Annotated in this window: 7 protein-coding genes; 2 read left to right on the top strand and 5 right to left on the bottom strand. The window is 70.1% G+C overall.

The genetic code is table 11. The features are described from left to right. Positions 1-4 precede the first annotated feature (4 nt). Both ACE3T5_RS06115 and ACE3T5_RS06120 read right to left on the bottom strand, forming a co-directional pair. A complete protein-coding gene (locus ACE3T5_RS06115) occupies positions 5-1,585 on the bottom strand; it encodes a PEP/pyruvate-binding domain-containing protein (protein ID WP_374665542.1) in 1,581 nt (526 codons plus the stop codon). Next, positions 1,582-3,537 carry a DUF47 family protein gene (locus ACE3T5_RS06120; protein WP_374665544.1) on the bottom strand — a complete coding sequence of 652 codons (1,956 nt, stop codon included), beginning with the start codon at positions 3,535-3,537 and terminating at the stop codon, positions 1,582-1,584. Before ACE3T5_RS06120 ends, ACE3T5_RS06115 begins: the two co-directional genes overlap by 4 nt. Positions 3,538-3,796: 259 nt before the next feature. Here ACE3T5_RS06120 and ACE3T5_RS06125 point away from each other — a divergent pair, with 259 nt between their 5' ends. Continuing rightward, positions 3,797-4,327 carry a hypothetical protein gene (locus ACE3T5_RS06125; RefSeq protein ID WP_374665546.1) on the top strand — a complete coding sequence of 177 codons (531 nt, stop codon included), beginning with the start codon at positions 3,797-3,799 and terminating at the stop codon, positions 4,325-4,327. Between the two features lie 40 nt (positions 4,328-4,367). Here the strand turns inward: ACE3T5_RS06125 and sixA are convergent, their stop codons facing one another. The 3 genes from sixA to ACE3T5_RS06140 form a co-directional block, all read right to left on the bottom strand. Next, positions 4,368-4,829, bottom strand: a complete 462-nt coding sequence (gene sixA / locus ACE3T5_RS06130) for a phosphohistidine phosphatase SixA (protein ID WP_374665548.1) — start codon at positions 4,827-4,829, stop codon at positions 4,368-4,370. Then, a complete protein-coding gene (gene ppk1, locus ACE3T5_RS06135) occupies positions 4,820-6,907 on the bottom strand; it encodes a polyphosphate kinase 1 (protein WP_374665550.1) in 2,088 nt (695 codons plus the stop codon). Before ppk1 ends, sixA begins: the two co-directional genes overlap by 10 nt. Positions 6,908-7,006: 99 nt before the next feature. Next, on the bottom strand, positions 7,007-7,831 hold the full coding sequence (locus ACE3T5_RS06140) for a GNAT family N-acetyltransferase (protein WP_374665552.1): 825 nt from the start codon (positions 7,829-7,831) through the stop codon (positions 7,007-7,009). A 203-nt stretch (positions 7,832-8,034) separates the two neighbouring features. On the opposite strand from ACE3T5_RS06140, the gene ACE3T5_RS06145 reads away from it, so the two are divergent. Then, positions 8,035-10,269, top strand: coding sequence for a PhoX family phosphatase (locus tag ACE3T5_RS06145; RefSeq protein WP_374665554.1), 2,235 nt, complete (start codon positions 8,035-8,037; stop codon positions 10,267-10,269). Positions 10,270-10,510 lie beyond the last annotated feature (241 nt).

Here is a 10,510-nt window from a genome sequence, read left to right on the forward strand (position 1 = left end):
CGGATCAGGGCGGGCCGGCGCGCAAGGCCAGCAAGCCATTCAGCAGATCCTGCTCGGTCTCCACCACCGACTGCACCAGGCCGAGATAGACGCCGCCTTCGTCGCCATCGAGCGTGATCACGTCGTCGGCCAGCAGTTCACGGCCACCCAGGCGCACACGCTGCCGGGCCATGTCGATCTCCAGGCCCGGGCAGCCGACCAGGCAGACCTTGCCAAGCTGGCGCGCCACCACGGCCGCATGCGAGGTGCGCGCGCCGCGCGCCGTGAGCAGGCCGGCCGCGTGGTCCAGCGCGGCGATATCGGCGGTCTCGGCCGTCTCGCGCACCAGGATGGCGGGCCGGCCGGCATCGTGCGCGCGCTTCGCCGCCGCCTCGTCCAGCGCGATGCTGCCCGAAGCCACGCCGGTGCAGGCGCTGGTGGCACGCGCCAGCAGGTTGGCCTGCGCGCCGTCGGAAGCGGCGACGCGATGCCGCTGCAGGTCTTCCGCGCGCAGCTCCCGCGTGCGCGCGCGAGCTTCTTCACGGGAGAGGAGGCCCTCACGCAGCAGGTCGAGCGTGATGCGCGCATGGGCCAGCGGCGTGCGCTTGCCGTTGCGCGTCTGCAGCAGGTACAGCTTGCCGGCCTGCACCGTGAACTCGAAATCCTGCATGTCGCGGAACTCATGCTCCAGCCGGCCGAGGGCGTCACGCAACGCGGCCCAGACCGCAGGCGCACGCACGGCCAGCTCGTCATGCCCGTGCGCCGTGCGGCGGCCCGAGACGACGTCTTCGCCCTGCGCATGCAGGAGGAAGTCCACCCAGGGCACCGGCTCGCCGGTGGACGGATGGCGGGTGAAGCCGACCCCCGCGCCGGACATGCCGCCCGCGTTGCCGAACACCATGCGCTGCACGGTCACGGCCGTGCCCATGGCATCCGGCAGGTCCCGGAGGCGCCGGTAGGCGACCGCGCGGGCGCTCTGCCACGAGTCGAATACCGCGCGGATGGCACCCGCCAGCTGCTCGCCCGGATCCTGCGGGAACGGGGTGCCGGCATGCGCCAGGGTCTCCTGGTGTCGACGGGTCAGCGCGCGCAGCTGGGCGAAGTCCAGCGCCCGCTCGGCCACGCCGCCCGCGATGGCCGCGAGGTCCGCCTCGAAGGCCGCCGCCGGCACGCCAAGCACGACTTCGCCATAGCCCGACACGAGCCGGCGGTAGGAATCCCACACCAGGCGCGGATCGCCCGTCAGGCGCAGCAGGCCGGGCACCGTGACATCACACAACCCGATGTTCAGCAGCGTCTCCATCATGCCCGGCATCGACACGGGCGCGCCCGATCGCACCGACAGCAGCAGGGGCCGCCGCGCATCGCCGACGCGCAGGCCGCAGGCGGACTCCAGCGCGCGCAGCGGCTCGGCCCATTCGGCGGGCGTGAGGGTGTCGCCGCGGCCGCACCAGTCGGTGCCGAGCACGAAGGCCGGCGGTACCGGCAGGCCCAGCGCCGCCATGCGCGCCAGATTGTGTGCCTTGCCGCCGATGGCCTGCGCGGGCGGGGGTGGCCCCTCGTTCGTGCCGCACCCGATGGTCCAGGGGCGTGCGGGCCGGCTCATCGCGTGACCACCAGGCTGCGGAAGGCATGGTCGCGCAGCCGGAAGCCGAATGACAGCAGCCCGTCCGAGGCCGACTCCAGCGCCTGGGCCAACTCGTTGCAAAGCACCAGCGAAGGCGCGTCCTGCAACGCGCTGGCGGCCACGCGCCGCAGCTGCCGGTGCAGTTCATCGCCGAGGCGCTCGGCCTGCAGCACGCGCCACAGGGCATCGAGGTAGTCGCCATGATCCGCCGCGTCGCTGCCCTCGCCCAGGCCGGCGGCCACCGCGACGGCGCGCACATGGTCTTCCATCGCGCCCATCACCGTGCCGGCCAGCGCCCGCAGCAGCTGCCGCACTTCGTCCGTCCAGCCCTTGTGATGGCCTTCGCCGATGACACTCAGCACGAAGGCCGCTTCCTCCAGCGCGTCGGCAATGTCGTCGGCTTCCTCCAGCAGGCGCGTGAAGGACTGCCAGCGCGGCTGCCGCTCCGCGTGGGCGCGGGCCCGCTCCACCAGCTCGTCGGCGGAGCGCTCCCAGTCCTTGGCACGCAGCGCGAGGCGGGCCACGGCAGCCGCATCCTGTTCCCAGCCCTGCTCCAGGGCCTCCAGCAGGCCAGCGGCCAGCGCGTGGCACAGGGCCGCGTGCTCCTGCAGCAGGCCGAAGCCCATGTGGCGCCCGGCGAGGCAACGGGTCAGCAGCAGTCTCGCCTCGTCGGCCACATAAGCATCGGGCAGGCGCCGCTGAGCGGCGTCCCAGGCGAGCGCCAGCACCTGCACCAGGTAGTCGCGCGCGGCCGCCTCGGGCAGCACATCGTCGAGCCGGTCACCGAGCCGGAAGTCGGCGTCGGCCTGGCCGCTCATGGCGTTCCACACCAGCCGGTCGGCGCCCGCCTTCAGCCACGCGATGTGGCCCACTTCGCGCCGCGCGGCCTCACGCAGCACGGCCACGGCCGAGGCCTTGCCCACCAGGGGCACGAGCCGCTTGCGCGCACGGTTCCAGTCGATCACGAACACGATGCGCGACGCCAGGGCCTCCAGCCGCTCGCACAGGGCCTTCTCGTCCGCCGCCGTGAAGGTGGCGGTACCCAGGGTGTAGGCCGCGCCCTCGTTCAGGCCAGGGGTGGTGCGGGACTCGGCCTTCGTCCATTGCGCGCCCGCCTCGGCCAGCAGGTCCTGGAAGAAGGCGAAGCGCTGGCGGTGCAGATCCGAGTAGGTGACGGTGATGCGGTTGGCCTCCACCTGCACGACCAGCACGTGGGCATCGCTGGTGCCGATGTCGTTCTGGATCAGCAGCCGCTCGCCGTCACGGGTGGCCGAAGTCTCCAGGCCCGGGTGATCCAGCTTCAGCGGCGCCGTGCGGGAAAGGCCGCGCATGAACGCCGCCACGCGCGGCTCGTCGGCGCCGTCCGGGGCGAGCTGCCAGACATGCGCGCCCTCCACCAGGCGTGTGCTCAGTTCGGCGGCGAGACCGTTCAGCGCGCGATGGAGGTCCATCACCAGCAGGTGCAGGCTGTCGCCATCGGCTCGCCGCCCGTGCACCAGCGAGGCCAGATCGGCCAGCGCGAGGAAGGGGGCCGCGAGACTGTCGAGCCGCGCCGACCAGGTGCTCACGCGCTCGGCCAGGCCGGCGGCCGCCTCGTCCAGCAACGGCGCCGCCATGGCCTGCAGGTCGGTGCGCAGACGGGCCATCAGCCGTGGCAGCTCCGGCGCGTGCAGGCCGGCCGTGCCGAGGGTGAAGGCGCCCGGCAGGTTGCGCAGCCAGGCCGGGTCTTCCCAGCGGTCGATGTCGGTGGCGCCGATCTCGCGCGCGAGATCCGGCACCGGCTCCTGCGGCGCCTGCGCGTGGGACGCACCGGCCTGCAGCAGCGTGAGCACCAGCTTGAGCCGGTCATTGGCCTTGAGCGCCTCGCGCAGCCGCGCGGGCCGCAGCAGCCGCTGCTCGCCCAGGGACGCCACGGCATCCTGCTTGATCAAGTTCGTTCTCCTTTCGAGGTCTGGACCGACGCCGGCCTTGCCGCAACCGCGCCGGCCCGAACCATGACTGTCGACGCCACGCAGCGCATCCGGTTGACGCGCGTCAAGTGCGTGCCACGCGGCCCGCGACGAGCGAGGGAACGATCATCCATGCGCGGGCTCTGACGGGATAATCGATTCGAGGGTTGCGGCGGCCTGGGCCGGCGCAGCCTTAACGATATATACTGTTTATACGGTTTAAGAAGAGGAGCATCCGACCATGGCAACTGACACCCCCGCAAGCCCCGCCGCCGCGAGCCCCGTGGCAGAAGTCCGCAAGGCCGCCAAGGCGCCGGTGAAGACCGCGCCCAAGGCGAAGGCGGCCAAGACTTCGCGCGCCGCGGCGCCGAAGAAGGTCACCGTGAAGAAGGCCGCCGTGAAGAAGGCCGCCGCGAAGCAGGTCGGCGTGAAGAAGCCTGCTCCTGCCAAGCCGGTTGTGGCCCCGCCCATGGTCAAGGCCGCTGCCTCCAAGGCTGCTGCACCGAAGCCCATGGCCGCCAAGCCGGCAGCCCCCAAGGCGGACAAGCCCAAGAAGCCCAAGCTCGTGCGCGACAGCTTCACCATCCCGAAGGCGGAATACGCCGTGCTGGATGAACTCAAGGCCCGCGCCGCCAAGCTGGGCCGCCCGGCCAAGAAGAGCGAGGTGCTGCGCGCCGGCCTGAAGGCGCTGGCCGTGATGTCCGATTCGGCGCTGGCGACCTGCCTGCAGTCGGTGCCTGCGATCAAGACCGGGCGCCCGGCGAAGGACTGAGGGGGTTGCCCTTCGTCACGCAGGGACGAAGGGCTGCCACTCAGAGCGTCTCGGGCGTCTGCACCGCCCACAGCAGCGTCTGCTCCTGCCCATCGCGTTCACGCGTGCGCAGCCACCAGGCGGCGCCCTTGCGGATGGAGCAGCCACCCGCCTCCATGCGCAGCAGCCGGGCCGCCGTCTCACCCAGGGTGGGCTGATGCCCGATCACCAGGACCAGCTGCCGCGCATGCGGCCACTGGGCGGCCTCCAGCAGGTCATCCACCGAGCCCCCGGGTGCCAGCGCGTCCCGGATCTTGAACTTGCGGCCCAGCGCCAGCGCCGTCTGCTCGCAGCGGCGCGCAGGGCTGCACAGGATGCGCGCACCCTCGGGCAGGTGGCGGTCCAGCCAGGCGGCCATGCGCGCGGCCTGTTTCTCGCCACGGGGCGTGAGGGCGCGTTTCAGGTCGTGCTGGCCGTCGGCCTCGTCTTCGGCCTCGGCATGGCGCCAGAGGATCAGGTCCATCTCTCTCCTTCCTCGCCGTTCGGCGCGGCATAGCGGGTCATCAGCGCATTCTGCGCGCCATGGCTGTTGGGCTGGTCCGCGCCGCGCGCGCGGCGGTAGCTGCCATCGGGCTGCAGGTCCCAGGCGTCGCGGTGGTCGTGCAGGTAGGCCACCAGGCATTCATCGATCAGGCGCTGGCGCAGCACGGGGTCGTTCACCGGCCAGGCGATCTCCACCCGGCGCAGCATGTTGCGGTTCATCCAGTCGGCGCTGGAGAGGTACAGGCACTCCTGCTCGCCGGCGCGGAAGTAGAAGACGCGGGAGTGCTCCAGGAAGCGGCCGATGATGGACCGCACGCGGATGCGTTCGGTCAGGCCCGGCACGCCGGCGGGCAGCATGCAGGCGCCGCGCACGATGAGGTCGATGGTCACGCCGTGGCGGCCGGCGCGCACCAGCGCCTGCATCAGCGCCTCGTCGGTGAGCGCGTTCATCTTCAGCACGATGCGCGCATCCTGGCCAGCGGCCGCCGCGGCGCCTACCATGTCGATACGCTCGATCAGCCGCCGGTGCAGGTGAAAGGGCGCCACCCAGATGTGGTTCAGCTTCGGCAGGCGGCTCTGTCCGGCCAGGTGCACGAAGACCTGTTCCACGTCGGCGGTGAGCTTCGCATCGGCCGTGAGCTGGCTGATGTCGGTGTACAGGCGGGCCGTGCGCGGGTTGTAGTTGCCGGTGGAGAGATGGGCATAGCGCACCAGCTCCCGCCCTTCGCGACGCGTGACGAGCAGCATCTTGGCGTGCGTCTTCAGGCCGACCACGCCGTACACCACCTGCGCGCCCACCGCTTCCAGGTTCTCGGCCCAGTTGATGTTGGCTTCCTCGTCGAAGCGGGCCTTGAGCTCCACCACGACCATCACTTCCTTGCCGCGCCGCACCGCCTCGCGCAGCAGATCCATCATCTCGCTCTGGGCGCCGGTGCGGTAGATGGTCTGCTTGATCGCCAGCACGTCCGGGTCTTCGACCGCCTCGCGCAGGAAGGCCATCACGCCGTCGAAGCTCTCGAACGGCTGGTGGATCATCACGTCGCCGCGCTTCAGTTGCTCGAAGATGGACCGGCCCGCCTCCAGATGGCGGGGATAGGCAGGGCGGAAGGCCGGGAACAGCAGCTTGGGCGCCTCCACCAGATCTACCATCTGCTGCAGGCGCACGAGATTCACCGGACCGTGCACACGGTACAGGGCCGCCGGCGGCAGGCCGAATTGCTTGAGCAGGAAGTCCGACAGCGCCGGCGCACAGGCGTCCGACACCTCCAGCCGCACCGCCTGGCCGTAGTGCCGATGCTGCAGGCCCAGGCGCAGGGCCGTGCGCAGGTTGCGCACGTCCTCCTCGTCGACCGCCAGATCCGAATGGCGGGTCACTCGGAACTGCGAGAACTGACCCACCTCGCGACCGGGGAACAGGGTGTCCAGATGCGCACGGATCACGCTGGACAGCAGCACCAGGCCCGTGCCCTTGCCCGCCACCTTGGCCGGCATGCGGATCACCCGCGGCAGGACCCGCGGCACCTTGACGATGGCGATCTCGTTCTCGCGGCCGAAGGCGTCCTTGCCACCCAGACGCACGATGAAATTGAGCGACTTGTTGGCCACCTGCGGGAACGGGTGGGCCGGATCCAGCCCCACCGGCACCAGCAAGGGGCGGACGTCACGCTCGAAGTAGTCGCGCACCCAGGCCCGTTGCCGGGCATTGCGATCCCCATGCGCCAGCAGGCGGATGCCCTGGCGTGCCAGGGCGGGCATCAGCTCTTCGTTGTACAGGCGGTATTGCGCCGCGACCAGTTGCTGGACCTCGGCGGCGACGCGTTCGAACGAGGCCACCGTGTAGGCGCCCTTCTGCTCACCGGCGAGCGCGGCGGTGATGTGCGGCTCCGAGCGGACCTCGAAGAACTCGTCGAGGTTGGAGGAGACGATGGTCAGGAAGCGCAGCCGCTCCAGCAGCGGCACCCGGGGACGATGCGCCCAGTCCAGCACCCGGCGGTTGAAGGCCAGGATGCTGTGGTCACGGTCCAGGAACGGGACGGCCAGCGAAGCGGTATCGGGCATGCATGACGAAGGAGTGACGGATTGATGACAGTGTTCATCTTGTTTGTGACAGTGTCTTGACAGTCGTCAAGCCGGGCGCGGATGCACCCCGCGCCTGCGTCAGGCCCCGAGAAAGTGCTTGCGGTAGCGCGGCGGCAGATCCTGGATGCGCATCATCATCGGCAGGTCGGCCGTGTTGAAGTCCGGGTCCCAGGCCGGCGCGCCCAGCACCTTCGCGCCCAGGCGCAGATAGCCCCGGATCAGCGCGGGCGGCTCCACCGGCAGGCTGTCGTCGAGCTGCTCCACCGGCAAGGCCAGGCGCGGCGTCACCTGATGCTCGATCGGCGCCAGGTGCGTCTCGCGCAGTTGGCGCCAGATGCTGGCGGCCGCGTCGCCGCTGACGGCGCCGTTGTGCAGCATCGGGATGCTGGCGCAACCGATCATCGTGTCGAGACCGTTGCGGACCATGAATTCGGCCAGCGCACCCCACAGCGCGAGGATCACGCCGCCATGGCGGTGATCGGGATGCACACAGCTGCGACCCAGCTCCACCATGCGGCTGCGCAACTGCCGCAGTCGCACCAGGTCGAACTCGGTGTCGCTGTAGAAGCTGCCGGCACGGCGGGCCTGTGCCGGGGTGAGCAAGCGGTAGGTGCCGATCACCTCGTGCGTGGCCGAGTCGCGCACCAGCAGGTGCTCGCAGTAGTCGTCGAACAGGTCGATGTCATGGCCTTCCAGCGGCGTCTGCAGCCGCGCGCCCATCTCGCCCGCGAAGACGTCGAACCTCAGACGCTGGGCCTGGCGGACTTCGTCCTGCGTGCGGGCCCAGGCCACCGTGATGCCGCCGCTCCCCGCCGGATCCACTGTCGGACCCGGGCGATGAAGTGACCCCCTGGGCAGGGAGATGGGTGACAGCGGTAGGGTGGGGTTGGGCAGTTCGTTCATCAGGGCTCCTGCGTTTCTGCGCGCAGTGTCGACAACGGCCATGACGACCAGGTGGCAATTCGATGGCAGATCGGTGACGCGGCCCCACCCCTGTCGAATCGCGTCACGGTTCCGTCACGACAGCGCCATGCCGGTGTCATGCGCGCTTCCTACGCTCGCGGGCTGTTCCGAACGACAACCCACGAAAGGCAGGACATCCCCGCATGAACACGCTCACCAAGAAGGAACTGCGCCATCACGGCGATGAAGACTGCAACCGCAGCGACAACCCCTCGCTGATGGACATCGTCGACGCCCGCCTCTCCCGCCGCAACATGCTGCGCGTGGGCCTCGGCACCGCCGGCGCGGCCGTGCTGGGCAGCTTCCCGCTCACCGGCTGCGGCGGCAGCAGCAGCACACCGATCTCCCTGGGCCACTTCACCGCCGTCGCCAAGAGCGTGGCCGACGTGGTGAGCGTGCCGGCCGGCTACACGGCGAAGATCATCTACGCCCTCGGCGACCCGCTCAACGCCGCCACGCCGGACCACAAGAACGATGGCACCGACACCGGCTTCGAGAACCGCTCGGGCGACCATCATGACGGCATGGAGTACTTCGGCCTGAACGCCGCCGGTACCGCGCGCGATGTGGCGGGCTCCGAACGCGCCATCCTGGCCATCAACCACGAGGCCATCACCGACCAGTTCCTGCACGCCGCTGGCGTGACGGCCAACCCGCGCCCGCCGGCGGAAGCCGACAAGGAGATCGCTGCGCATGGCGTCTCGTTCGTCGAAGTGCGCAAGACGAATGGCCAGTTCGCCACCGTGCGCGACTCTGCCTACAACCGCCGCGTGACGCCGCTCACGCCGGTGCAGATCAACGGCCCGCTGCGCGGCAATGCGCTGGCGAAGACGAAGTACTCACCCAATGGCACCGACACGCGCGGAACCATCAACAACTGCGGCACCGGCTACACGCCCTGGGGCACGCTGATCACCGGCGAGGAGAACTGGGCAGGCTACTTCACCCGCGCCGCCGCCGATGACGCAGCGCGTGGCGGCAGCACCGCGAAGAGTGTGGTCTCCCTGGTGCGCTACGGCCGCGCGCAAGGCGCCGCCAGCCGCCACGGCTGGGAGACGGCGGGCACGGACGACCCGTACGCGCGCTGGAACATCAGCCAGACGAGCGCGGCGGACGCCACCGGCGACTACCGCAACGAGCTGAACACGTACGGCTACATGGTCGAGATCGACCCCTACGACAAGGCCGTCGCGCCGCGCAAGCGCACCGCGCTCGGCCGCTTCGCGCACGAGAGCGGCGCCTTCGGCCTGCGCACCAGCGGCAAGCCGCTGGCCGTGTACATGGGCGACGACTCGCGCGGCGAGTACATCTACAAGTTCGTGTCCGCGGCGAACTGGGACAACGCCGATGCCAACGCGTCCAACCGCATGGCCGCCGGTGACAAGTACCTGGACAACGGCAAGCTGTACGTCGCGAAGTTCAACGCCGACGGCACCGGCCAGTGGATCGAACTGGCCCTCAGCAACAGCGCCATCGCCAACTACGCCGCCTACAAGTTCGCCGACCAGGCCGACATCTGCGTCAACACGCGCCTGGCCGCCGACGCGGTGGGTGCCACCAAGATGGACCGCCCCGAGTGGTGCGCGGTGCATCCGGTCACCGGCGAGGTGTACTACACCCTCACCAACAACAGCAACCGCAAGGTGGAGCCCTCGGGCTCCTCGCAGACGGCGGTGGATGCGGCCAACCCGCGCGCCTACACCGACGCGCCCACGGCCGCCACCTCGCCCGGCAACGTGAACGGCCACATCATCCGCATGAAGGAAACCGGCGGCGAGAGCGCGGCCACCTCGTTCACCTGGGACATCTACCTGTTCGGCGCCGAGGCCGGCGCGGACGGCGGCAAGGTGAACCTGTCCGCCCTGACCGCCGACAACGACTTCTCCAGCCCCGACGGTCTGTGGTTCAGCCCCAAGACCGGCCTGTGCTTCATCCAGACCGACGACGGTGCCTACACCGACGTGACCAACTGCATGATGCTGGTCGGCAAGGCCGGCACGGTGGGCGACGGCGCCACGCAGGCCATCGAGTACACCAAGGCCGACGGCAGCAAGACGACGGTGACCACGCGCGTGGGCGCCAAGCCGACCACGGCCAACCTCAAGCGCTTTCTGGTGGGCCCGAAGGATTGCGAGATCACCGGCATCTGCGAGACGCCCGATGGCCGCGCGATCTTCGTCAACATCCAGCATCCCGGCGAGACGATCTCGAAGGCGAACATCGCCGATCCGTCCAAGTACCTGAGCCACTGGCCCGGCAACGCGGGCTATGGCCCGGGCGGCGCCAACGCGCGCCCGCGCTCGGCCACCATCGTGATCACCCGCAATGACGGCGGGCTGATCGCCGCCGACGGTGACGAGGTGCTGAACAACTATTGATCGAGCTTCAGGCTGTTGCCTTTCACGGGGTCCGGGCAGCCGGACCCCTTTTTTGCATTCGGGGAACCCCATGATGAAGGACGAGGAAGAGATGAAGCGGCGCCTGCAGCTGGAGGCGCTGGACAGCTGGGACGAGGAACTGGAGCTGGAGCAGGAGGACGACGCCTTCGACGCCCTGGGCCAGGTGGTGCCGCGGACCCCCGGCGCACGCGCGGACACGCCGGGGGTAGTAGGGCGGCAG

The organism is Ramlibacter sp. (assembly GCF_041916345.1).
In the GTDB taxonomy this organism is placed as follows: domain Bacteria; phylum Pseudomonadota; class Gammaproteobacteria; order Burkholderiales; family Burkholderiaceae_C; genus Ramlibacter.

What these genes read in the sequence shown, in the direction of transcription:
- ACE3T5_RS06115 (WP_374665542.1), bottom strand. Translation starts at nt 1,585, where the DNA reads ATGAGCCGGCCCGCACGCCCCTGGACCATCGGGTGCGGCACGAACGAG.
- ACE3T5_RS06125 (WP_374665546.1), top strand. Translation starts at nt 3,797, where the DNA reads ATGGCAACTGACACCCCCGCAAGCCCCGCCGCCGCGAGCCCCGTGGCA.
- sixA (WP_374665548.1), bottom strand. Translation starts at nt 4,829, where the DNA reads ATGGACCTGATCCTCTGGCGCCATGCCGAGGCCGAAGACGAGGCCGAC.
- ppk1 (WP_374665550.1), bottom strand. Translation starts at nt 6,907, where the DNA reads ATGCCCGATACCGCTTCGCTGGCCGTCCCGTTCCTGGACCGTGACCAC.
- ACE3T5_RS06140 (WP_374665552.1), bottom strand. Translation starts at nt 7,831, where the DNA reads ATGAACGAACTGCCCAACCCCACCCTACCGCTGTCACCCATCTCCCTG.
- ACE3T5_RS06145 (WP_374665554.1), top strand. Translation starts at nt 8,035, where the DNA reads ATGAACACGCTCACCAAGAAGGAACTGCGCCATCACGGCGATGAAGAC.